Annotated in this window: 22 protein-coding genes; 9 read left to right on the forward strand and 13 right to left on the reverse strand. The window is 71.3% G+C overall.

All coding sequences use genetic code 11. From position 1 onward, the window contains the following. The coding region (locus tag ETD85_RS22860; protein ID WP_138691809.1) for a pyridoxal-phosphate dependent enzyme at positions 1-795 on the reverse strand (795 nt) is incomplete at its 3' end. A gap of 446 nt (positions 796-1,241) precedes the next feature. On the opposite strand from ETD85_RS22860, the gene ETD85_RS22865 reads away from it, so the two are divergent. Continuing rightward, positions 1,242-1,694, forward strand: a complete 453-nt coding sequence (locus tag ETD85_RS22865) for a TauD/TfdA dioxygenase family protein (RefSeq protein WP_276617255.1) — start codon at positions 1,242-1,244, stop codon at positions 1,692-1,694. A 152-nt stretch (positions 1,695-1,846) separates the two neighbouring features. Here the strand turns inward: ETD85_RS22865 and ETD85_RS22870 are convergent, their stop codons facing one another. The 7 genes from ETD85_RS22870 to ETD85_RS22900 form a co-directional block, all read right to left on the reverse strand. Further along, complete coding sequence (locus tag ETD85_RS22870; protein WP_379507168.1) at positions 1,847-2,533, reverse strand: flavin reductase family protein; 687 nt, start codon at positions 2,531-2,533, stop codon at positions 1,847-1,849. Beyond that, entirely contained in the window at positions 2,530-3,054 is a 525-nt protein-coding gene (locus tag ETD85_RS22875; protein ID WP_138691810.1) for an NADPH-dependent FMN reductase, read from the reverse strand. The genes ETD85_RS22870 and ETD85_RS22875 overlap by 4 nt, the downstream gene beginning before the upstream one ends. Further along, on the reverse strand, positions 3,051-4,382 hold the full coding sequence (locus tag ETD85_RS22880) for an LLM class flavin-dependent oxidoreductase (protein WP_206058465.1): 1,332 nt from the start codon (positions 4,380-4,382) through the stop codon (positions 3,051-3,053). The genes ETD85_RS22875 and ETD85_RS22880 overlap by 4 nt, the downstream gene beginning before the upstream one ends. Further along, positions 4,379-5,362 carry an ABC transporter permease gene (locus tag ETD85_RS22885; RefSeq protein ID WP_240779311.1) on the reverse strand — a complete coding sequence of 328 codons (984 nt, stop codon included), beginning with the start codon at positions 5,360-5,362 and terminating at the stop codon, positions 4,379-4,381. Before ETD85_RS22885 ends, ETD85_RS22880 begins: the two co-directional genes overlap by 4 nt. Beyond that, the gene (locus ETD85_RS22890) at positions 5,355-6,161 is read right to left on the reverse strand and encodes an ABC transporter ATP-binding protein (protein ID WP_138691811.1); all 807 of its coding nucleotides are present in this window, start codon (positions 6,159-6,161) and stop codon (positions 5,355-5,357) included. The genes ETD85_RS22885 and ETD85_RS22890 overlap by 8 nt, the downstream gene beginning before the upstream one ends. Continuing rightward, positions 6,158-7,177 carry an ABC transporter substrate-binding protein gene (locus ETD85_RS22895; protein ID WP_170246797.1) on the reverse strand — a complete coding sequence of 340 codons (1,020 nt, stop codon included), beginning with the start codon at positions 7,175-7,177 and terminating at the stop codon, positions 6,158-6,160. Before ETD85_RS22895 ends, ETD85_RS22890 begins: the two co-directional genes overlap by 4 nt. A 240-nt stretch (positions 7,178-7,417) precedes the next feature. Then, positions 7,418-8,749 carry a lanthionine synthetase LanC family protein gene (locus tag ETD85_RS22900; protein ID WP_240779312.1) on the reverse strand — a complete coding sequence of 444 codons (1,332 nt, stop codon included), beginning with the start codon at positions 8,747-8,749 and terminating at the stop codon, positions 7,418-7,420. A 105-nt stretch (positions 8,750-8,854) separates the two neighbouring features. Between ETD85_RS22900 and ETD85_RS22905 the strand changes: the two genes are divergently transcribed. Then, on the forward strand, positions 8,855-9,187 hold the full coding sequence (locus tag ETD85_RS22905) for a putative quinol monooxygenase (RefSeq protein WP_138691813.1): 333 nt from the start codon (positions 8,855-8,857) through the stop codon (positions 9,185-9,187). Between the two features lie 20 nt (positions 9,188-9,207). Here the strand turns inward: ETD85_RS22905 and ETD85_RS22910 are convergent, their stop codons facing one another. Beyond that, positions 9,208-12,066: a beta-galactosidase gene (locus ETD85_RS22910; protein ID WP_138691814.1), complete on the reverse strand. Its 2,859-nt coding sequence runs from the start codon at positions 12,064-12,066 to the stop codon at positions 9,208-9,210. Between the two features lie 310 nt (positions 12,067-12,376). Here ETD85_RS22910 and ETD85_RS22915 point away from each other — a divergent pair, with 310 nt between their 5' ends. The 5 genes from ETD85_RS22915 to ETD85_RS22935 are packed head-to-tail and all read left to right on the forward strand — an operon-like array spanning position 12,377 to position 17,726. Further along, on the forward strand, positions 12,377-13,684 hold the full coding sequence (locus tag ETD85_RS22915) for an ROK family transcriptional regulator (protein ID WP_138691815.1): 1,308 nt from the start codon (positions 12,377-12,379) through the stop codon (positions 13,682-13,684). Next, entirely contained in the window at positions 13,681-14,490 is an 810-nt protein-coding gene (locus ETD85_RS22920; RefSeq protein WP_138691816.1) for an ABC transporter permease, read from the forward strand. The genes ETD85_RS22915 and ETD85_RS22920 overlap by 4 nt, the downstream gene beginning before the upstream one ends. Beyond that, positions 14,487-15,266 (forward strand): ABC transporter ATP-binding protein, encoded by a 780-nt coding sequence (locus ETD85_RS22925; RefSeq protein WP_138691817.1) that lies wholly within the window; start codon positions 14,487-14,489, stop codon positions 15,264-15,266. The genes ETD85_RS22920 and ETD85_RS22925 overlap by 4 nt, the downstream gene beginning before the upstream one ends. Before the next feature lie 28 nt (positions 15,267-15,294). Then, a complete protein-coding gene (locus tag ETD85_RS22930) occupies positions 15,295-16,263 on the forward strand; it encodes an aliphatic sulfonate ABC transporter substrate-binding protein (protein WP_138691818.1) in 969 nt (322 codons plus the stop codon). Continuing rightward, the gene (locus ETD85_RS22935; protein ID WP_138691819.1) at positions 16,260-17,726 is read left to right on the forward strand and encodes a sulfatase family protein; all 1,467 of its coding nucleotides are present in this window, start codon (positions 16,260-16,262) and stop codon (positions 17,724-17,726) included. Before ETD85_RS22930 ends, ETD85_RS22935 begins: the two co-directional genes overlap by 4 nt. A 2-nt stretch (positions 17,727-17,728) precedes the next feature. Here the strand turns inward: ETD85_RS22935 and ETD85_RS22940 are convergent, their stop codons facing one another. From ETD85_RS22940 to ETD85_RS22955, 4 genes are all read right to left on the reverse strand, one after another. Beyond that, positions 17,729-18,535, reverse strand: coding sequence for an ABC transporter permease (locus ETD85_RS22940; RefSeq protein ID WP_138691820.1), 807 nt, complete (start codon positions 18,533-18,535; stop codon positions 17,729-17,731). Then, complete coding sequence (locus ETD85_RS22945) at positions 18,532-19,365, reverse strand: ABC transporter permease (RefSeq protein ID WP_240779314.1); 834 nt, start codon at positions 19,363-19,365, stop codon at positions 18,532-18,534. Before ETD85_RS22945 ends, ETD85_RS22940 begins: the two co-directional genes overlap by 4 nt. Then, positions 19,362-20,564 (reverse strand): ABC transporter substrate-binding protein, encoded by a 1,203-nt coding sequence (locus tag ETD85_RS22950; RefSeq protein ID WP_138691821.1) that lies wholly within the window; start codon positions 20,562-20,564, stop codon positions 19,362-19,364. The genes ETD85_RS22945 and ETD85_RS22950 overlap by 4 nt, the downstream gene beginning before the upstream one ends. A gap of 64 nt (positions 20,565-20,628) precedes the next feature. Then, entirely contained in the window at positions 20,629-21,663 is a 1,035-nt protein-coding gene (locus ETD85_RS22955; protein WP_138691822.1) for an ABC transporter ATP-binding protein, read from the reverse strand. Between the two features lie 83 nt (positions 21,664-21,746). Between ETD85_RS22955 and ETD85_RS22960 the strand changes: the two genes are divergently transcribed. After that, entirely contained in the window at positions 21,747-22,526 is a 780-nt protein-coding gene (locus ETD85_RS22960) for a FadR/GntR family transcriptional regulator (protein WP_138691823.1), read from the forward strand. 50 nt (positions 22,527-22,576) lie between these two features. Further along, positions 22,577-23,278, forward strand: a complete 702-nt coding sequence (locus ETD85_RS22965) for a cache domain-containing protein (protein WP_138691824.1) — start codon at positions 22,577-22,579, stop codon at positions 23,276-23,278. The last annotated feature ends 65 nt before the right edge of the window (positions 23,279-23,343 follow it).

A 23,343-nucleotide genomic window follows, 5' to 3' on the forward strand; every position in this document is an offset into this window, starting at 1 on the left:
CTCCAGGCCCACGAGCTCCACGGCCTGGTCGTCGAGGAAGGCGTGGAAGATGCCGATGGCGTTCGATCCGCCGCCGACGCAGGCGCACACGACGTCGGGCAGGCGGCCCGTCAGATCGAGGACCTGCTGACGCGCTTCGACGCCGATGACCTGCTGGAACATGCGGACCATGGTCGGGAACGGATGCGGCCCCGCCGCGGAGCCGATCAGGTAGTGGGTGTGCTCGACGTTGGTCACCCAGTCGCGCATGGCCTCGTTCATGGCGTCCTTGAGGGTGCGCGAGCCGGAGGTCACGGGGACGACCTCGGCGCCGAGCAGGCGCATGCGGGCGACGTTCAGTGCCTGGCGCCGCATGTCCACCTCGCCCATGTAGACGACGGCCTCCAGCCCGAGCAGCGCGGCGGCCGTGGCGGCGGCCACGCCGTGCTGGCCGGCGCCGGTCTCGGCGATGATCCTGCGCTTGCCCATGCGCACGGTGAGCAGCGCCTGGCCGAGCACGTTGTTGATCTTGTGCGACCCGGTGTGGTTCAGGTCCTCGCGCTTGAGCAGGACGCGCGCGTTCCCGGCGTGCGCGGCGAAGGACGGCGCCTCGGTGATCAGGCTCGGCCGCCCCGAGTACGTGCGGTGCAGCCCGTCGAGCCGCGCGGTGAACTCCGGGTCGGACAGCGCCGCCCGATAGGTGAGATCCAGCTCGTCCAGTGCGGCCACCAGGGCCTCAGGGGCGAACCTGCCCCCGAACCCACCGAAGTACGGCCCCGCCCGGTCGGCGAGCACCTGCCCTCGAACCGTCGTCATCCCGACCTCCAGAGTTCTAGTGTTCTAGAACAGTTGTAGCCGCCGGACCGCCGATGCGTCAACCATCCCCTTCTCATAAAAACCCTAATTCCCTACCAATTGAGTTGACTATAGGGAGCGGTCGATCTACGTTGGGAAGCGTGACGACCACGGCTCTGACGATCCGGGGCCACGTGGACTTCTGCCGCGTGGCCAGCGCGCTCTGTCCCTCCTTCCGTCCGCAGAAGCTCTCTCTCACGGAAGGAAACAACCCATGTCATCCCTGTCCATCGTCCCCGTCGCGGGCCGCATAGGCGCCGAGATCTCCGGCGTGCGGCTCGGCGGCGACCTGCCCCCCGCCGTGGTGGCGGAGATCCGCCTGGCCCTGCTCGGCCACAAGGTGGTCTTCTTCCGCGTACGAGCACCTGCCCGCCGAGCTGCGCGATCTGCTCGACCGCCTGCGCGCCGTGCACACCAACCAGTACGACTACGCCCGCGTCGCCGCCGCGGACGACCCGGACCGGGCCCGCGAGCACGCCAAGGTGTTCTCCTCGACGGTGTTCGAGACCGAGCACCCGGTCGTGCGCGTGCACCCCGAGAGCGGCGAGCGGTCGATCCTGCTGGGCGACTTCGCCAAGCGCCTGGTGGGGCTGCCCGCGCACGCATCCGCCTCCCTGATCCGGCTGATCCAGGAGCACGTCACGGAGGTGGAGAACACCGTGCGCTGGCGCTGGTCGCCCGGTGACGTGGCCATCTGGGACAACCGGGCGACGCAGCACCGGGTGGTCCACGACTTCGGTGACCGGCCGCGGCGCCTGCACCGGGTCACGATCGCGGGAGAGATCCCGGTCGGGGTGGACGGCCGCCCCAGCACCGTGCTGACCGGCGACGCGGCCGACTACTCGCCGATCGCCGCCTGAGCTCCCCCCGTACGGCCCCGGCCCCAATGACGTGGCCGGGGCCACAGGCATGTCCGGAGCCGGTCCGGAGGCGGCAGCCCGCGGTGCCCCGCGAAACAGGGACGGCCGCCCGGTGCGTGACCGGGCGGCCGTCCCTGCGAGTCTGGGCAGCCTCAGGGATGAGGGAGGAAACGGCCGAAGCGGCCCTGGTGGTAGAGGAGGGGGCGGCCGGTGCCGTGCACCCTGGCCTCGGCGACCAGCCCGACGACGAGGATGTGGTCACCGACGTCCACGGTCTCGTGCGGCAGGCAGATCAGGTGCGCCGAGACGTCCTGGAGCAGCGGCGCGCCCAGCGGGCCCGGCCGCCACCTGGTGGGCTCGGCGAAGCGATCAATGTCCTTGCGCGCGAACCTCGTAGCCAGCTCCGCCTGGTCCCCGGCCAGCACGTTCACCGCGAAGTGATCCGCCGCCCGCAGCGAGGGCCAGGTGGTCGAAGAGCGGTCCACGTAAAACGACACCAGCGGCGGGTCCAGGCTGACCGAGGAGAACGACGTCGCCGTCAGCCCGACCGGGATGCCGTCGCTCTGGGCGGTGATGACGACGACGCCGGCCGCGTGCACGGCCAGGGCCCGCCGGTATCCGTCGGCGTCCACCCCGCGGCCGGGCGGCCGCCGGTCCGCCGCGGACGGCGCGCGGCGGGCGTCCCGCGGCAGGCCGGGCTCGCCCCGCCAGGCGCCGGCCTCCCGCGACGAGCCGGCCGCCGAGCGGCCCCGCGCGGGGCGGCCATCCCGCGACGGCGGCAGCGGCTGCCGGGTGTCCCTGGTCAACCGGAGCTCCCGCTCCGGCCTGGTCTCCGTCATCGGTACGCCCCTTCCTTGACCACTGCGGCCACCTGGCCGGCGACCCGGTCCGCCCACGCCGCCAGCACCTCCTCGATCTGCGGGATCTGCGACTCCAGCACCGCCAGTCCGGGCGTCGGCACGACGGCGCCCAGCTCCACCAGCAGCGGCCGCAGATGCACCTCCACCGCCAGCGAGTGCTTCGGGTCTCCCATGACCAGCAGCGGCAGTGCCGCCTTCCCGGCCAGCGCGTCCGGCGGCAGCCGGTCCGCGAACGCCTTGAGCAGCCCGGTATAGGTGCCCTTGTAGGTCGGGCTGGCCACCACCAGCACGCTCGCCTCGCGCACCAGGCTCAGCGCCGCCTCGACCCCGGCCGATTTGCCGGGCGCGAGCAGGTCCGGCCCGAGCGTGGACAGATCCACCACCTCGTACGGCCCGGCGGCCCCGATCCGGCTGCCGACCGCCTGGGCGGCCTCGGCGGCCACGGTCAAAGTCCTGGAGCCCGGACGGGGGTTGCCGACCAGGGTGACGATGCCGCTCATCGCGCCACCGCCACTTCGCGCGGCGTGGCGTAGCGGGAGCCGGGTCTGTCCAGCCCGTAGTTCTCGCGCAGCGTGCGGCCCTCGTACTCGTACCGGAACAGGCCCCTGACCTGCAGCTCCGGCACGACGTAGTCGACGAAGTCGGACAGGCCGCCGGGCAGGATCGGCGGCATGATGTTGAACCCGTCGGCCGCCTCGCTGAAGAACCATTCCTGGAGCTGGTCGGCGATCTGCTCGGGCGTCCCGGCCACGACCCGGTGGCCGCGGCCGCCCGCCAGGCGGCCGAGCAGCTGCCTGACCGTGAGGTCCTCGCGCCTGGCCAGGTCCACCACGAGCTTGCGGCGGCTCTGCGCGCCCTCGGTCTCGACGGGCACGTCGGGCAGCGGCCGGTCCAGCGCGTCCTCGGTCAGCTCTATGCCGGTCATGGTGGACAGCTGCGCCAGGCCGTACGCGGGGATGATGAGGTCCTCCAGCTCCTTCTCCAGCAGCAGCGCCTCGCGCTCGGTCGAGCCGATGATCGGCGAGATGCCCGGCAGGACGAGCAGCTCGTCCGGCTGCCTCCCGTGCGCCACCAGCCGGCGCTTGAGGTCGGCGTAGAACTCCTGGCCTTCGGCGAGCGTCTGCTGCGCGGTGAAGACGGCCTCGGCGTGGCGGGCGGCGAAGTCCTTTCCGGCCTCCGACGAGCCGGCCTGCACGAGGAGCGGATGGCCCTGGGGCGGGCGAGAGGTGTTCAGCGGGCCGCGCACCGCGAAGTGCTCGCCCGCGTGCTCGATCGCGTGGATCTTGCCGGTGTCGGCGTAGAGGCCGCCGACCCGGTCGCCCACGATCGCGTCGTCCTCCCAGCTGTCCCACAGCTTGCGGGTGACCTCCAGGAACTCGGCGGCCCTGGCGTAGCGGTCGGCGTGCGCCGGACGTTCGATGCCGAAGTTGCGGGCCTCGGCCTCGCCGGCGGAGGTGACGATGTTCCAGCCGGCCCGGCCGCCGCTGATGTGGTCGAGCGAGGCGAACTTGCGCGCCACGTGGAAGGGCTCGTTGTACGTCGTCGACACGGTGGCGATGAGGCCGATGTGGTCGGTGACGGCGGCCAGGGCGGACAGGAGCGTGAGCGGTTCGAGACCGCCCAGGGCGTTGTGCCGGACGTTGCCGTGCAGGGCCACGCCGTCGGCGAGGAAGACGGAGTCCAGCTTGCCGCGCTCGGCGATCCTGGCCAGCTCCTGGTAGTGGCGGACGTCGGCGAGACGGGCCGGCTCGGTGCGCGGGTGCCGCCAGGCCGCCTCGTGGTGGCCGACGCCCATGAGGAAGGCGTTCAGGTGGAGCTTTCTCGTCACGTGGTCCTCCAGGTGGAGAATCGGCGCTCGACGCCGACCAGGAGCAGGTTGAACAGCAGGCCGAGCACGGAGATGGTGATGATCCCCGCGTACATGTCGGGGATGCGGAAGCTGGACTGGGTGTCGAGGATCAGGTAGCCGAGCCCGGCCTTGGCGCCGACCATCTCGGCGAACAGCAGGACGAGGATCGAGTACGCCCCCGCCAGCCGGACGCCGGTGAAGATGGTCGGCACGGCGGCGGGCAGGATGACCTTCTGGAACAGGCGCAGCGGGCCCAGGCCCATGGACCTGGCCGACTTGATGAGCAGCGGTTCCACGGTCTTCACCCCGCTGATGGTGTTGAGCAGGATCGGCCAGGCGCACGCGTACAGGACGAACGTGACCTTCGTCGTCTCCCCGATGCCGAGGATCAGCGTGAACACCGGCAGCAGCGCCACCGCCGAGGTGTTGCGGAACAGCTCCAGCAGCGGGGTCAGGAAGTCGGCGACCGGCCGGTACCAGCCGATCAGCAGGCCGAGCGGGATGGCCAGCAGGATGGCCAGGCCGAAGCCGGCCAGCGAGCGGGCCAGCGACGCCTGGAGGTGCTCGGACAGCTGCCCGCCGATCAGCAGGTCGTACCAGGCGACCAGGTTCTCCGAGAGCGGGGGCACGAAGACCGGGTCCACCACGCCGAGCCTGGGCAGGACCTCCCACGCGGCGAGGAGGAGCAGGATGGCGGTGGAGTTCGTGGCCGCCCGCCCGGCCTTCCTGCCGAAGGCCCGCTTCCTGCGCGGCGCCGGAGCGAGCGCGACCGCGGGCCCGCCGGGCTCGATGGGCTCGCCGGGATCGTCCGGCGGGGCCGGTTCGTCGGGCTCGGCCTCGTCGTCCGGCAGGTCGTACCAGTGGACGTCACCGGGGAGCCGCTCGCTCACCGCGGATCGCCTCCCGGCGGCAGGAGCGACGGCGGTCTCGACGATCTTGGCGAGGGGAGTCTCAGCCATGGGAGGTCGCCACCTTTCGCTCCTGTGCCTGGGCCGCCGCGACCTCGTCGCGCAGCAGGCTCCACACGTGATGGCGGTACTCGCCGAAGACCGGGTCCGCGCGCAGGTCGCCCTCGCGGGAGTCGAAGCGCACCTCGATGATCTCCTTGATCCGGCCGGGCCTCGACGTCATCACGGCGACCCGCTGGCCCAGGTAGACGGCCTCGTCGATGCCGTGCGTGATGAAGATGACGGTCTTGCCGGTCTGCTCCCAGACGTGGACCAGCTCCTCCTGCAGCGACTCCCGCGTCTGGGCGTCCAGCGCGGCGAACGGCTCGTCCATCAGCAGCACGTCGGGATCGAAGGCGAGGCTGCGGGCGATGGCCACCCGCTGCCGCATGCCGCCGGACAGCTCGTGCGGGTAGCGGTCCTCGAACCCGCTCAGGCCCACGAGCGCCAGGTGCTCCCTGGCCCGGCGTGCCCGCTCCTTCCTGGGGACGGACTTGGCCTCCAGCCCGAACTCGACGTTGGCCTGCGCGGTGCGCCACGGGAAGAGCGCGTACTGCTGGAAGACGATGCCGCGGTCGAGCCCGGGACCCGCGATCGGCGTGCCGTCGATGAGGATCTCGCCGCCGGTCGGCTCGGCGAGCCCGGCGACCAGGTCGAGCAGGGTGGACTTGCCGCAGCCGCTGGGTCCCACCAGCGTGAGGAACTCGCCCTCGCGCACGTCGAGGTCGATGCCGGACAGCGCGGTGAACGGCTCGGCGGCGTCGCGGACCTGGAAGGTCTTGGTGGCGTTCCTGATGCTGATCTTGGTCATGAGGTGCTCCCGCCGCCGTAGGGGTTGAACGCGTTGGTGTAGAGGTCGGCGGCCTTGACCTGGCCCGGCTTGATCTCGCCTTCGCGCTCCAGCCAGCCGATCCACGTCTCGAACTCCTTGGGGGCGATGACCCCGCCCTTGCCGGCGATGCCGGTGCTCTTCCAGAACCGCACGATGTCCGTGGTCTCGTTGCGGCCGCGCTTGGTGATGATCTGCTCGAACTTGGCGATCACCTCCTCGCGCGAGTGGGTCTGCGCCCATTCGATGGCCTTGGCGAAGCCGGTCACGAACGTCTTCGTGGTGGCCGGGTTCTCGGCGATGAAGTCCTCGCGCAGGACGACGGATCCGGCGGTGAACGGGCCGAACAGCTCGACGTCGGTGAACAGGGGGCGCAGACCGCGGCGTTCGAGCGCCTTGTCCTTGAGCACGCCGCCGAGGGTGCCGACGTCGAGCTGGCCCTGGCGCAGGGCCTGCTCGGTGTTGACCGGCGGGATGACGACCAGCTGCACCTGCTTGATCTCCTGCGGGGTCAGCCCCTGGCGCTTGAGGTACTCCTTGATGACGGCCTCGTGGTGGGCGCCGAGGGTGTTGACGCCGATCTTCTTGCCGATGAGGTCGCGGGCGGTCTTGATCGGGCTGCCGTCCGGCACGTAGTAGCCGTTGAAGGTCTCCTTGTCGGAGCCGTAGTAGCCGGCCACCGCCTTGATCGGGGCCCTGGCCGCCTTGAGCTTGACGATCGCGCCGTTGAACGCGCCGCCGAAGTCGGTCTGGCCGGTGGCCGCGGACTGGATGTCCTGCGGGCCCGAGGTGGTGTTGCCCACCCACTTGAGCTGGAGGTCTCCGAGATAGCCGAGCTCCTCGGCCAGCTCGGCATAGGTGACGGTGCCGGCGTTGCCCTGGTAGCGCAGCACCTTCACCTCGGTTTGTCCGGGTCTCGCCGCTCCCTCGGCCGCGCCGCAGCCGGCCAGCAGGGCAGGCAGCAGCGCGGGCAGGAGGGCATGTCTGATCTTGATCACGATGGTTCCTCTGCGGGAACGCGCCGGCACACCGGCGCAGGGGGGAACGAGGTCGGCTCGAACTTCGTGATCAGCGACACTGCGCGCTGGCGACGTGGCCGAAGTCCACGTGCGGGCGCCGGGTCAGATAAAGGCCCTGGCTCATGCCTATGAAACTACGAGGCACGATCGATAAAGTCAACATTTCCTACTTGGGATACATGAATTTGGCCGGCGAAGGCCGTTCCCCCCGGGCCCAGCTCAGCCGCGCAGGGCCGAAGCCGGGACAGGAATGGCCGGGAACGGGTTGTCGGGCAGCAGGATCACCCGGCGGGCCCGGTCGGCCTGCCCGGCCGCGTCCAGGTGGAGCAGCGCCGCGCCGATCCCGGCCGCGCCCACCATGTAGCCGGTGTCGGCCGTCACCTCGCCGGGCCGCAGCCGCCGGTAGGCCTGGTACCAGCGGTAACCGCGCCCGTCGTGGTCGGTGGCCCGGCCGATCAGGTCGGCGGCGAGCGTGCGAGCGTACTCCAGATGGGACTCCTGGCCGGTGGCCGCCCACAGGCCGACGAAGAGCTCGATCAGCCCGGCCGAGCCGCAACACTGGCAGGCCACGTTCCAGTAGCCCTCGGTACGGCGCTGCGGGACCCCGCTCTTGACGATGCCGTGCGCCAGCCGTTCCACCCAGTCCAGGTCGCCCGCGTCCCCCGCCACCCTGTACAGCTCGTAGAACATCCTGGCCACGCCCGCGGAGCCGGAGCAGAAGCCCAGGTAGTGCAGCCCGCGCGCCTGCGGCACGTGGTGCGGGACGACCGCGCAGGCGCCGGTCACGAGGCTGATCTCGCGGACGAAGTCGGCGCCGCTGCGGGCCGCGAACATGAAGCGCTCGTCGCCCGTGACCCCGTACAGGCGGGCGAGCAGGAACGCCGTGCCCGCCGTGCCGGCCAGGAAGCCGGGCGTGACGGCGTCGACCGGCAGATCGGCACAGTCGCCGAAGCGGTGCCCCGGCACGGGCAGCCTGGCGATGCGCAGGCCCGCCTCGACCGCCGCCTCCTCGTACGCGGGCACGCCCAGATGGGCGGCGGCGCGCAGCAACCCGAGGACGATGCCGCCCTCGCCGCGCTGCGCGGGATCGCGGGACCAGCTGACGCCCTCGGCCGAGGCGCGGCCCCGTTGCACGATCAGATCGGCGATGGCCCGGGCCTCGGCCTCGAAGCGGTCCTCGCCGAGCACCCAGCCCGCCTCCATGAGCGCGATCATCGTGCCGGTCAGCCCGTGATAGAGCGAGAGGTCGTCCTGCTCCCGCCAGGTGCCGGCGAGCCTGCGGGCCCCCGCGCGCGCGTCCTCCAGGTAGGCCTCATGGCCGGTGGCGGCGGCCAGCTCCAGGAAGAACAGCACGATGCCCGCCGCCCCCGAGTAGAGGGACCAGGGCTCAGGGGTGACCGCCGACCCGCCGCGCGGATCGGGATTGGCCACCCAGCGCCTGCCGTGCTCGTCGTCGGCCGCGGCGGATCTGACCCACCGGCCCGCCAGGATGGCGGCGGTCAGCGGAGAATCGGCACGGGCACTCGACGGACGGATCCTGTCCAGACTCACCCTCCTAGTCTCCCACACATTTGGTAGGAATTTGGGATAACTCGAGCATGACCGGCCGCCCGATAGTCTCGTGCCGTAGCACAGCCGATACATGGAGCCATCTCGATGATCTTCATTACCGCCAAGTTCCGTATTCTGCCCGAACACGCCGACCGCTGGCCGGAGATCTCCGCCGAATTCACCGAGGCGACCCGCGCCGAGCCGGGCTGCCTGTGGTTCGACTGGTCGCGCAGCATCGACGACCCTGCCGAATACGTCCTGGTCGAGGCGTTCCGCGACGACGCGGCCGGGGCGGCGCACGTCCAGTCCGCCCACTTCAAGCAGGCGCAGCAGACGCTGCCCCCCTACCTGCTGGAGACGCCGCGGATCGTGAACACGACCGTGGCGCAGGACGACTGGTCCCAGCTCGGTGAGATGGCCGTGCCCGAGCGGAGCTGAGCCCGCTCGGGCCGCCTCCGCTACTCGCCGCGGACGTTGCCGTAGGCGAACAGGCTGAGCGGGCCAGCGCCCGCCACGGGCTGTTCCGCGGTGACGGCCAGCGCGAGGGTGTTGGTCCCGTGCTCGTCCAGCAGCCCCGCCGGGAGCGAGAACTCCCGCTGCGGGCCGATGTCGCCGCCGTACTGCCCGATGTTCCAGCCGTTGAGGAAGATCAGCACGCGGTACGCGGGCGACGGCTCGCCGCCGAAGCGGAGCCCGACCGGAACGTCGTGGCCCTTCGGGAGGCCGAGGCGGAACGAGGTCCGGTACCAGGTGACGCCGGGGGCGAGCTGGGTCGCCGGGGCGGCGGCTTGCCAGGATTTATCGGGATATGAGGGCAGGTGCCAGCCGGTGCGCTCGCCGTACAGGCCGCCGTTGTTGAGCGGGCCGCGCACCTTGTCGGCGCCGGCCGCGCCGCCCTGGATCCGCCACATGACCGGGGCCGCGGCACCGGTCACCGTGGTTGCCACGGTGGCGGCCACCAGCCCGCGCGGCTGCTTGAAGCGCAGGTCGTCGGCGATCCAGTCGTCGTTGTGGCCCATGTTCGCGACGAGGACGGCGATCACGTTGTCCGCGCCGGGCTTGAGCGTGCCGGCCGGGATGTCGAAGTGGCCCGGGCCCGGGTCGGGGTTGGGCGGGGTCCACTGGTCGCCGGAGTCGGCCTCCACGCCGCCCGCCGCCGCGCCGAGATAGCGGCCGTTCAGCCAGACCAGGTAGTTGCCCCGCAGGCCCGTGACGGCGTTGAGGTCGATCCTGGTCTCCGCGCCGGTGGCGGTGAAGTGGCCCCGGTACCAGACGTTGCCGTAGTGGTAGCCGTAGTCGTCGGCGTACAGGACGGGCAGGGTCCTGGGCGCGTGGGGGCTGTTGGTCGTGGTGTGGTCGGCGGCGGTCCAGCGGGAGTCGTCGAAGCCGGGCGCGGCCTCGGGGGCCTCCGCTCGGGCGCGCCAGCCCGTCAGCGCGGGCAACGACGGCTGCTCGGGGGCGCGCGTGGCGCCGAGCAGCGAACCGCTCGGGGTGCGCGTCACGCGTACGTCGTCCGCGCCGATCCGCAGCCGCCTGGCCGCGGGCGCCGCGAACACCTCCACGGGCCCGGCCACCGCCGAGTCGGCGGACAGCCGGACGGTGTCACCCTGGACGGCGGCCGAGCGCACCAGCTCGGTGCCGCGGACCAGCACCGGCCCGGAGCCCGTCTCGGCCCGCCAGAACGTCGCCGCCGCCTCGTCCGTCCCGAGCAGGAGCAGCAGCGGGCGCCGCCCGCCGCCCGTGACCAGCACCCGGGCCAGCCCGTCGTGGTCGTAGTCGAGGCGCAGGTCGTTCCCGCTGTACGCGGCCCGCACGGCCCCGTCCAGCACCTTGACCTCCGGCCGCGAGTCGTAGCGCAGGACGGTCGTGCCCGGCGAGCCCGCGGTGCCGTAGAGGACGGCCACGTCACGGCCGCCGATGAGGGCGTGCGTCATGATCTCGGAGCTGGACAGGACGAGGCGCTGGCCGCCCAGGTCGTAACCCGCGACGAGGACGTGCGCGTCGCGGCCCGCCACCCGCACGGGCACCTGGTGGCGGCCGTCGGGGGCGGCCCAGTCGAGGGTGGCGTCGTCCGTGCTCGTCGCGGCCCTGTCGGTGTGCTTGACCAGGACGAACTGGGTGCCGGTGTCCGGGTTCGCGCGGGCGGTGGTGGTCAGGGCCGGGTTGCTCGACGCGGCCGGCGAGGTGGTCACCGCGTCGGTCTTGGCCAGGGGCGCGACCGCCTGGAGGAAGTAGCCCTGGCGCTTGAACTCGTCGTACTTGGGGGTGAGCCGGCGCGCCTCGGTGATCGCGGCGCCGTAGTCGTAGGAGGTGTAGACGTCGTTGGGCTGGGCGAGCCAGCCCCAGTTGGTGCCGCCGTAGCCCATGTAGTACGAGAACATCGTCGCCCCGGTCGTGACCAGGTTGTTCTTGTAGAAGTACTTCATGAACGCCGGGCCGGTGAGCTGGCGGCACTTGTCATACCCGGCGTTGCCCAGGTCGATCGCCCCGGCCTGGTACTCGGCGGCGAACACGGGGATGTCGCCGCGCAGCTTCTCGGTCAGCCCTTCGCCCCAGGGGCCCCAGACGTCGGGGGTGGCGCACTCGAACGACTGCGGGTAGTCGTCCACGCCCGGGATCTGCACCGCGCCCGGACCCGTGGCCCAGGTCGAGCTCCAGCTTCCGGCGTCGCAGCAGTCGTTGGTGGTGATCGGCACGTCGATGCCGTCGGCCCTGGCCTGGTCCTGGATGTCCTGCATGTAGGCGGCGTCGGTGTTGACCTGGTACTCGTTCTCGGCGTTGTAGAGGACGACCGGCCCGCCCCGGGTGACCTGGTGCCTGGCGAGGATCGGGTTGATCCGGTGCAGCCACTCGCGGTAGGCGGCCTGGTAGCCGGCCTCGCTGCTGCGGGCCCGGCCCGGGACGTTCTTCAGCCAGGCGGGGAAGCCGCCGCCGGTGCTCTCGGCGTTGATGTACGGCCCCGGCCGGGCGATCACGTACAGGCCGGCCTCGCGGGCGGTGCGCAGGAGGCGGTCCACGTCGCGCACGCCGGTGAAGTCGTACTCGCCGGGTGCGGGCGAGTGGTAGGCCCAGGAGAAGTAGAGGGAGACGGCGTTGAACCCGGCCGACCTGAACTTCTGGAAGACGTCACGCCACAGGGGCGGGCTGGGCAGGCGGAAGTAGTGGAACTCGGCCGACTGCAGGACGACGCGGCGGCCGTCGATCATCAGCGAGTACTTGTCGTAGGCGACCTCGTGCGCCGTCGCGGTGTGCGCGGGCACGACCGTCAAAGCGGAGCTGAGCAGCATGACCAGGAACACCGAGAGCAAGCGCCTCATGGTCGCCTTCCAGGGGCAGCGAGGGATGATCCGCAGCCTTTAATTTGGCGTCCATCCAAACAAAAGTCAACGCCCAATCCGTCGTCACAGCCCGTTGCGCAGGCGGGCCGGGCACTCGGGCGGGTACGCGCCGTGGCGCATGCGCCCCCGCTACGCACGGCAGCCACCGGCGTGGCGTTACACGAACGTTACGATGGCCGCAAACCTCGCCATAGCCACGTTTATGCAGCTCACAGCCCTGATATTGCGGCAAAGATGTTTTTTTCCGGGTTATTGACGAAAAAGTCGGGTGCTCGGCAGACTCTGCGACATGTCGCACCCCCGTGGCCCTCTGTCACAACTCCGGCGCGGGCACGAGGAGCTCGTGCTGGAGCTGCTGCGCAAGCACGGCCCGCTGAGCCGGGGCGAGCTGGGCAAGCACTGCGGGCTGTCCCGCACGACCCTGTACGACATCCTCGCCGAGCTCGTCTCCACCGGCGCGGTCGTCGCCGCCTCCCAGCAGGACGGGCCGCGCGGCCGCGGCCGGCCGGCCGAGACGCTGACCCTCAACCCGGACGCCGGGCAGGCCATCGGCATCGACTTCGCCCGGCGCGGGCTGCACGTCGCGGCCGTCAACCTGGCGCACGAGATCGTCGGCACGGCCAGCGAGCCACACGCGGCCGACCTGCCGTGGGAGCAGCGGGCGGAGCTGGCCTGGCGGCTGGTCCGCACGCTCACCGGGGGCGGGCTGGAGCTCGGCGCGCTGAGCGCGATCGGCGTCGGCGTGGTCGGCCCGGTCGGCACGGTGGACCCTGAGGACGAGAGCGATGCCGGGGACGAGAGCGATCCCGGGGACGACGGCGACTTCGAGGCGCCACATCCCGTGCAGCTGCTGCTCCGCGAGCGGTTCGGCGTGCCGGTGCTGCTGGACAACAACACCAGGCTCGCCGCGCTGGGCGAGTCGATCTGGGGTGCCGCCGCCGGCGGCCAGGACGTGCTGTACCTGCGCCTGTCCCACGGCGTCGGCGGCGGGCTGGTGGTCGGCGGGTCGCTGCACCGGGGCGCGTACGGCCTGTCGGGCGAGTTCGGCCACATCACCGTCGACGAGGACGGCGCGCCCTGCGGCTGCGGCGGCACCGGCTGCCTGGAGACCGTGGCCTCGATCAGGGCGGTCCTGGAGTCCTGCCGCGCCGCCGGCCTGGCCGCCGACGACGTGCCCGAGCTGGTTAAGGCCGCCGGGGCGGGCGACGCGACGGCACTCGCCGTGCTGGCCGGGGTCGGTGCGGCGGTCGGCCGCGTGCTCGCCGCGGTCTGCAACGCGATCGGCCCCAGCGTGATCGTGATCGGCGGCGAGCTGGCGGAGACCGGCGCCGCGCTGATCGAGCCCGTGGAGCGGGCGCTCGGGGCACAGGTCATGCCGGTCTCCAGGCACCGGGTGAGCCTGCGCCGCGCCACGCTCGGCGAGGTCGCCGGCGCACTCGGCGGCATCGCCCTGGTGCTGCACGAATCCCCGCTGCTCTCGCGTTATCCGGCCGGGCCCGATCTCGCGCCCGGCCTACTCAGGCAAGAGGACCCCATGAACCAATCGAGGCACGTGGCCGGACGCAGTGGCGCGCGCCCGGCGAAGGAGCTCCCATGACCGAGCTCACCGCGCTGGGCAAGTCGAGCGCGGCCCCGGCCGGGCGGCGCGGCCCCCGGCGCTCGCGGCGCGCGATCGCGCTCAACCTGGTCGCGGTGGTCATCGGCCTCGCCGTGTGGACGCTGCTGGCCACGATCGGCGTGCAGGGCCTGCCGAACCCGCTGCAGGTGGCCGCCAAGGCGGGCGAGCTGATCGCCGACGGCACGCTGCTCGGCGACGCGCTGGCCAGCCTGCGCAGGGTGCTGTTCGGCTTCCTGCTCGGCACGTTGCTGGCGATCCCGATCGGCTTCCTGATGGGCTGGTACGCCACCGCCCGCGGCCTGCTGGAGCCGTACGTCCAGTTCTTCAGGACCATTCCCCCGCTGGCCATCATCCCGCTGGCGATCGTGCTCATGGGCATCGGCGAGGTGCCGAAGGTCTTCGTCATCTTCCTGGCCTCGTTCCTGTCCAGCGTCGTGGCGACGTTCCAGGGCGTGGTGGACGTGGACAAGACGCTGATCAACGCCGCCCGCGTGCTCGGGGCGTCCGACCGGACCATCTTCATCAAGGTCGTGGTGCCGGCGTCCACCCCGTTCATCCTGGTCGGGATGCGGGTGGGGCTCGGCTCGGCCTGGGGCACGCTGGTCGCCGCCGAGCTGATCGCCGCGCAGGAGGGCCTGGGCTTCCGGATGCAGCAGGCCCAGCTCTACTACGACCTGTCCACGATCTTCGTGGGCCTGATCGCCATCGGCGTGCTCGGCCTGCTGATGGACCGGCTGCTGCTGCTCGCCGAGCGACGTCTCACCGACTGGCAGGAGCGCCGATGAACGCCAAGATCTCGTTCAGGGACGTGGTGAAGACCTACCCGATGAAGGACGGCGTCTTCACCGCGCTGGACCACGTGTCGCTGGACATCGCCGACCGCGAGTTCGTCACCGTCGTGGGCCCGTCGGGCTGCGGCAAGAGCACGCTGCTGAGCATGGCCGCCGGGCTGGTCACGCAGACCTCCGGCGAGGTGCTGGTGGACGGCGTGCCGGTCACCGGCCCGGGGCCGGACCGCGGGGTGATCTTCCAGCAGTACGCGCTGTTCCCCTGGCTGACCGTGCGCAAGAACGTCGAGTTCGGGCTGAAGCTGACCGGCCTCCCGGCGGACGAGCGCAGGCGGCGGGCCGAGCGGGCGATCGAGCTGGTCGGACTGTCCGACTTCGCCGACGCGCTGCCCAAGACGCTGTCCGGCGGGATGAAGCAGCGCTGCGCGATCGCCCGCGCGTACGCGGTGAACCCGCAGGTCCTGCTCATGGACGAGCCCTTCGGCGCGCTGGACGCGCTCACCAGGGTGCAGTTGCAGGACCAGTTGCTCGACACCTGGAGCCAGGAGCAGCGCACGGTCATGTTCATCACCCACGACGTGGACGAGGCCGTCTACCTCGCCAGGCGCGTGGTCGTGATGGCCGCCAGGCCCGGCCGCCTCCAGCAGGTCATCGACGTGGACCTGCCCTATCCGAGGACCGAGGAGATGCGGCTGTCGCCCGAGTTCGGGCGGATCCGCAACGAGGTCTGGCACTCCGTCTACCACCAGGCTCCGGCCGTACCCGCGGCCTAGACACACTTCTCAGAAAGGACTGTCCGCCATGCGCTCTCTTCGCCGCACCCTGATGGCCGCCTCGGCGGTGAGCCTGATCGCACTCTCCGTGACCGCCTGCTCAGACGACGGTTCCACGGTCAGGTTCGGCTACATCAGCGACTACAACGGCGCGAGCCTGCTCGCCATCGCGAACAAGCAGGGCCTGTGGGACAAGCAGGGCCTCACCCCGGAGATCAAGGTCTTCACCAACGGCCCGCTGCAGATCCAGGCGCTCGGCGCGGGCGACCTCGACTTCGGCTACATCGGGCCGGGCGCCATGTGGCTGCCCGCCACCGGCAAGGCCAAGGTCGTCGCGATCAACACGCTCGCGTACGCCGACCGCGTCATCGGCCGGCCGGGCGTCAACACGATGCAGGACCTCAAGGGCAAGAAGGTCGGCGTCCCCGAGGGCACGTCCGGCGACATGGTGCTCAACCTGGCCCTGCAGAAGGCCGGCATGACGGTCAAGGACATCCAGAAGGTGCCCATGGACCCGGCCACCGTCGTGTCGGCGTTCGCGGCCGGGCAGATCGACGGCGCCGGCATCTGGTATCCGCTGATCGACACGATCAAGCAGAAGGTGCCCGGCACGGTCGAGGTGGCCAGCACGAAGGAGTTCCCCGGCAGCTCGTTCCCGACCGCGTTCGTGTCGGGAACGCAGACGGACCAGGCGCTCACCGAGAAGGTGATCAAGGTGCTGCAGGAGGCGAACGACTGGCGGGCCGCGCACCCCGAGGAGGCGATCACGGAGGCGGCCGCGCTGCTCAAGCTGGACCCGGCCAAGGTCAAGGCCGACGCGGCGAACGTCCAGACGATGACCACCGCCGACCTGGTCGCCAAGACGAAGGACGGCACGGTCGCCAAGTGGCTCAACAGCCTCGGCGACTTCTTCGTCGGCACCGGCCAGCTCAAGTCGCGGCCCGACCCCGCCTCGTACTACACCGGCGATCTCTACACGAAGGCCGCGGCCAAGTGAACCTGCTCTTCCTCATGACCGATCAGCACCGCGTCGACACCCTGGGCTGCTACGGCAACCCGCACGTGGCCACGCCCAACCTGGACCGGCTGGCCGCCACGGGCACGCGGTTCGACCGGTTCTACACGCCGACGGCCATCTGCACGCCCGCCCGGGCCAGCCTGCTCACCGGGCAGGCCCCGTTCAGGCACCGGCTGCTGGCGAACTACGAGCGCAACGTCGGCTATCTGGAGGACCTGCGCGAGGACGCGTTCACCTTCCCGTCCGCGCTGCGGGAGCGCGGCTACCAGCTCGGGCTGATCGGCAAGTGGCACGGCGGCACCAGCCGCAACGCCGCGTCCTACGGCTTCGACGGCCCCGACCTGCCCGGCTGGCACAACCCGGTCGACCACCCCGACTACCTGGACTACCTGGCCGAACGCGGGCTGCCGCCGTACCGGATCTCGGACCTGGTGCGGGGCACCACGCCGAACGGCAACCCCGGCAACCTGCTCGCCGCGCGGCTGCACCAGCCGGTCGAGGCCACGTTCGAGCACTATCTGGCGACCAGGGCGATCGAGCACCTGGAGCGGTACGCGGCCGGCGGCCGGCCGTTCTTCCTGGCCACGCACTTCTTCGGGCCGCACCTGCCGTACCTGCTGCCCGACGAGTACTTCGACATGTACGACCCGGACCTGGTCGAGCTGCCGCCGTCGATCGCGGAGACGTTCGAGGGCAAGCCGCCGGTGCAGCGCAACTACAGCGACCACTGGACGTTCGACACGATCCCGATCGAGGTCACCCGCAAGCTGATCGCGGTCTACTGGGGTTACGTCACGCTGATCGACCAGCAGATCGGGCGGATCCTCGACCGGCTCGACGAGCTGGGCCTGGCCGGTGAGACCTCGGTGTTCTTCACCGCCGACCACGGCGAGTTCACCGGCGCGCACCGGCTGCACGACAAGGGCCCGGCGATGTACGAGGACATCTACCGCATCCCCGGCATCGTCCGCGTGCCCGGCGCGCAGCCGCAGGTCAGGAACGAGTTCGTGACGCTCACCGACTGCACGGCGACGATCCTGGAGCTGGCCGGCTGCGACGCCCGGCCCGCCGTGGACAGCCGCAGCCTGGTGCCCCTCGTCCGCGGCGAGCACCCGGAGTGGCCCGGCGAGCTGCTCGCCGAGTTCCACGGCCACCACTTCCCCTACCCGCAGCGGATGATCCGCGACGACCGCTACAAGCTGGTCGTCAACCCGGAGTCCGTCAACGAGCTGTACGACCTGCACGCCGACCCGCACGAGCTGAGCAACCGCTACCCCCATCCGGAGCTGGCCCCCGTGCGCCGCCGGCTGATGCGCAGGCTGTACGACCTGCTGCGCGAGCGCGGCGACAACTTCTACCACTGGATGACCCCGATGTACGACATAGGCGCCTCCGACTACGACCCCACCCTGAGCGCCTTCGAGAAGGAGGGGCCGAACTGAGCTCAGTGGGCGCCGACGTCTGACGACAGGCGCTGGGCCAGGTAGATGGGCACCACCGAGGCCACGATCAGGGCGGCGGCCACCACGTTGACCACCGGCGCCTGGTTGGGCCTGAAGAGGTTCTCGAAGATCCAGATCGGCAGGGTCCGCACCCCGGCCCCCGCCGTGAAGGTCGTCACGATGATCTCGTCGAACGACAGCGCGAACGCCAGCAGCCCGCCCGCCAGCAGCGCCGAGCGCATCATCGGGAACGTCACCAGCCGGAACGTCGTGAACGGGTCCGCCCCGAGATCCGCCGACGCCTCCTCCAGCGCGCCGCCCATGCGCCGCAGCCGGGCCAGCACGTTGTTGTAGACGGTCACCACGCAGAACGTGGCGTGCCCCACCACGACCGTGAACAGCCCGAGCCCCACCCCGAACGGCTCCAGCACCGTGCGGAAGGCGTTGTTCAGCGCGATCCCGGTCACGATGCCGGGCAGCGCGATCGGCAGGATGATCAGCAGGGACACCGTGTCCCGGCCGAAGAAGCGGTAGCGCTGCACGGCGAAGGCCGCCATCGTGCCCAGCACCAGCGCGATCGCCGTCGCGCCCAGCCCGGCGCGGACGGAGGTCCACAGCGCGTCGCGCACTCCCGTCGACTCCCAGGCCGCCCCCCACCAGCGCAGGGTCAGGCCGGTCGGCGGCCAGGCGAAGGTGCGGTCGGCGTTGAAGGAGTTGAGCAGCACGACGAGCAGCGGCACGTAGATCACGCCCAGCCCGGCCACGAGGGCGAGCCGGAAGAGCAGGCGGGCGGTGCGCGAGAGGTTCACAGGTTCTCCAAAGCCCCGGTACGGCGCACCGCCGCCAGGTACACCAGCATGATCAGGACCGGCACGGTGGCCACCGCCGCGGCGAAGGGCAGGTTGTTGGCCGCCCCGATGTTGTCGTAGACGACGTTCCCGATGAGCTGGCTGCGCCCGCCGACGATCTTGACGGCGATGTAGTCGCCCAGCGACAGCGAGAAGGTGAAGATCGAGCCCGCCACCACCGCGGGGAACGCCAGCGGCCACACGATCGTGCGGAACACCCGCGAGGCCCGCGCCCCGAGGTCGCCCGCCGCCTCCAGCAGCGAGTCCGGCAGCCGTTCCAGCCCGGCGTAGATCGGCAGGATCATGTAGGGCAGCCACAGGTACGCCAGCGTCAGGATCGTCGCCGTCACCCCGAACCCCCAACCGAGCAGCCCGCCCGACGACAGCATGACCCGCCACGCGTACGCCTTGACCAGGTACGACGCCCACAGCGGCGTCAGCACCGCGATCACCAGCCAGCGCCGGGAGCGCGGCGAGGCCAGCTTGGCCATCGCGAACGCCATCGGGAAGGCCACCACCAGGTCGATCGCCGTCACCGCGAGCGCCACGCCGAGCGAGCGCAGCGCGATCGTCCGGTAGACCTCGGTGGTGACGAGATCCTGGAAGTTGGCCCAGGTGAACGTCCTGATCAGCTCGCCGGTGAAGGTGTCGGTGCCGTAGAACGCGGTCAGGAACAGCGCCGCCAGCGCCCCCAGGTACGCCAGCCCCAGCCACGCCAGCGGCGCCGACAGCAGCAGCGACAGGCGTACCCCGGCCCTGCGGTGCAGGAAGGCGGCCAGCGCCCGTCTCACCCCTTGATCTCCGTCCAGGCCCGCGTCCACTCGGCGTAGTCCTTGCACGTCACGCCGGTGCGGCCGTCGAGACACTGGGCGATGGGCGTGGTCCAGTAGTGGACCTTGGAGAAGTACGCCTCGTCGGTGGCGTGGAAGGTCTCGCAGTGCTTGGCGTCGGCGGTCTCCTGGCACGCCTTGGCGTTCGAGGGCGCCTCGCCGAAGTACTCCGCCACCTGGGCGTTGGCCTTCGGGGAGATGATGTGGTCGAGCCACTTGTAGGCGCAGTTCGGGTGCGCGGCCTTGGCGGCCACCATCCAGGTGTCCGACCAGCCGGTCGCGCCTTCCTTCGGCAGCACGGCCTCCACCGGGGCCTTCTCGCCCTTGGCCACGTTGACGATGACCTGCCAGGTGGTGCCGACGACGGAGTCGCCGCTCTTGAACGCCTGGATCTCCTTGGTGTAGTCGGACCAGTACTCGCCGATGATCTGCTTCTGCTGCTTGAGCAGGTCCACCGCGGCCTGGAACTGCTTGTCGTCCAGCGCGTACGGGTTCTTGATGCCGAGGTCGGGCTTGGTCGCCATCAGGTAGACGGCGGCGTCGGCGATGTAGATCGGCGAGTCGTAAGCCGTCACCTTGCCCTTGTACGGCGAGGCCGGGTCGAACACCACGCTCCACGAGTCCGGGGCCGGTTTGACGGTGTCGGTGCGCCACATCAGCAGGTTGGCGCCGCGGCCGTGGGGGACGCCGTAGGCGACGCCGTTCACGGAGTTCCACGGCTTGCTCTTCAGGCCGTCGAACACGTCGGTGTAGCTGGGGATCAGGGAGGTGTTGACCGGGGCGACCGTGCCCGCCGCGATCAGGCGCAGCGAGGCGTCGCCCGAGGCGGAGACCGCGTCGTACTCGCCGGTCCGCATGAGGTTGACCATCTCGTCCGAGGTGCCGGCGATCTTGGTGTTCACCTGGCAGCCGGTGGCCTGCTCGAACGGGGTGACCCAGTCGACCTTCGGGTCGGTGCTGCCGTCCTCCACGTATCCGGCCCACGCCACGAGATTGACCTGGCCCTCCCCCGTGCCGACGCTCTGGAGCGCGTCGATCTTGGGCGGGGCGAAGCCGCTCCGGCCCGGCGCGGGGGCGGAGCCGGCGGGGGTGGAGCCACCCCCGCACGCGGTGACGAGTAAGAGTGCCGCCAGTGTGACCGCTGATCCGGTCGGTCGCATGTCCTTCCTCCTCCTGATCGCGAGCTCGTGCCGCACGAGCCGGCTGGGTGAACGCGAGAACCGGCTAGGTGATCGCGAACTCGTGCCGCCGCTGCCACACGAGCCGGACCCTGGCGCCGCGCAGGGCCATCACGTCCATGGACGAGACCTGGAGGTTCTGCTGGAGCGCGATCAGCCGCCCGCCGGCGTCGAGATCGACGACGAACCTGGTCGCGGCGCCCGCGTACACGACCTCCGCGACCGTGCCCGCGGCGGCGTGCTCGTCCGGCCCGGCCGCGGCGGACTCGCCGAGCACGACGCGCAGCTTCTCCGGCCGGACGCTGTACGTGCCCGGACGGCCCAGCACCTTCTCCGCGGCGGCGCCCGAGATGAGGTTCGAGGTGCCCACGAAGCCGGCCACGAACGCGGTCGCGGGCCGCTCGTAGACCTCGGCGGGCGTGCCGACCTGCTCGATCCTGCCCCGGTCGAACACCGCCACGCGGTCGCTCATCGTCAGCGCCTCCTCCTGGTCGTGCGTGACGAACAGGAACGTGATGCCGACCTCGCGCTGCAGCTCCTTCAGCTCGACCTGCATCTCCTCGCGCAGCTTGAGGTCGAGCGCGCCGAGCGGCTCGTCGAGCAGCAGCACCCGCGGCCGGTTGACCAGGGCGCGGGCGAGCGCGACGCGCTGCCGCTGGCCGCCGGAGAGCTCGCCGGGCCGCCTGCCCTCGAAGCCCTCCAGCCGCACCGAGCGCAGCGCGGCCAGGGCCCGCTCCCGCCGCTCGGCTCTGGCCACCCGCTTCACGCGCAGGCCGTATTCGACGTTGGCGAGCACGTTCATGTGCGGGAACAGCGCGTAGTCCTGGAAGACGGTGTTGACGTCGCGCTCGAAGGGGGCCAGCCGGGTCACGTCCCTGCCGCCCAGCTCGACCGTGCCCGCCGTGGGGGTCTCGAACCCGGCGATCATGCGCAGCACCGTGGTCTTGCCCGAGCCGGAGGGGCCCAGCATGGCGAAGAACTCGCCGTCGCGGACCTCCAGGTCGATGCCGTCCACGGCCGTCACCGGCCCGAAGTCCTTGCGCAGCCCGCGTAACCCGACGGCCGCCTCCTGGTCTGGCATAACCGAAAACATATGATTTCAAATGTTTCGCGACAAGAGTGATTCCGGTATCAATGGCGTTAACGGCGGGAGAGGTGGGGGCGATGGTGACGCGTGGATCCCGCCTGGCCGTGTTCGCGCCCGTCGGGGGCGCGGGACGGGTGGAGGCCGTCATACGCCGGCTCGCCGACGCCATCGCCCTGGGGCTGCTGGCCGACGGCGAGCAGCTGCCCAGCGAGGCCGAGCTGGCCGCGCTGCTGGGCGTCTCCACGGTCACGCTGCGGGAGGCGCTCATGGCGCTGCGCCAGCAGGGGCTGGTCGAGACGCGGCGCGGGCGCGGCGGCGGCAGCTTCGTCCGCACGCCGCACGAGCCGCCCGAGATCGGCGCGCGGCTGCGCGAGTTCGCCGTGGACGAGCTGCGCGATCTCGGCGACCACTACGCGGCCATCGCGGGCGCCGCCGCGCGGCTGGCGGCGCAGCGTGCGCTGCCTGGGGACCTCGCGCCGCTGTGGCGCTCGCTGGACGACATGGCGCGCGCCGGGTCCGGCGCCGGCTCCGGTGGCGGCTCCGGGGACGCCACCGCTGCCGGCTCCGCTGCCGCGCTGCGCAGGCTGGACGGGCGCTTCCACGTCGAGGTGGCCGCCGCGTCGCAGTCGGCGCGACTCACTCAGGAGGAGATCCGGTTACAGGCCGACATCGGGCCGTTGCTGTGGCTTCCTTACGACGAGCCGTGCAGGCACCATGAGGCCACGGCTCAGCATCGCGCCATCGCCGAGGCCATCCGCCGCGGTGACCCCGATCAGGCACGTGACCTGGCCGAACGGCATGTGCTCGACGCGATAGAACGACTGATCGAGCTGCGGCTGGGGCCGGCGGACGCCTGACCGGGCGCGCCGGTCGTGGCGAGCGCGACCACAGGCACGGAGGTGGACGAATGCCCCAGCCCACGACCCACGACACCCCCGCCGCCACGACACCCGTCGTCCGGGCGGTCGCGCGCATCCGCGAGAGCCTGGAGGGCGTGTTCGCCGTCCTCGAAGACGTCCGCGACCGCACGGCCGCACTCGCCGGGACGCCCCTGGCGAAGGAGGACCTGGCGGCGCTGCGGCCGGCGCTGTTCCGCCATCTCGGCGGGCTGATCGCGGGCATCGGGTTCATCGCCGCGCCGGGGCTGCTGGCCGACGCGCCCTGGTACCTGGAGTGGTGGCAGGACGACCGGGCGGGCGCGCCGGTGCAGCTCCTGCGCGATCTCGACCCGGCCAGCAGCGCGTTCTACGACTACACGCACTGGGACTGGTACGCCGGGCCGTGGCAGGGCGCCGAGCGGACGATCTGCGGGCCGTACGTGGACTACCTGTGCACCGACGAGTACAGCCTCACGCTGTCGGTCCCGGTCACGGCGGGGGGCGCGTTCATCGGGGTGGCGGCGGCCGACGTCTTCGTGCGGCGCTTCGAGCAGGCGGCCGGGCCGGTGCTGCGCGACATCCCCGTGCCCGCGTTCGTGATCAGCGCGGCCGGGCGCGTCATCGCCTCGAACACCGCCAAGTGGATCGGCGGCTCGGTGTTCAGGGGCGAGGCGGGCTTCACCGTGCACCCCTGCGGAGACCTGCCGCTGTCGCTGGTCGCCGCGCAATGAGCAGTCGTCGCTTGCGCAAATGACCGCAAAAATTTGAGTGATATCCGCAGCTCGCCAGCAAGACC

It is taken from the genome of Nonomuraea zeae (genome assembly GCF_005889725.1).
In the GTDB taxonomy this organism is placed as follows: Bacteria; Actinomycetota; Actinomycetes; order Streptosporangiales; family Streptosporangiaceae; genus Nonomuraea; species Nonomuraea zeae.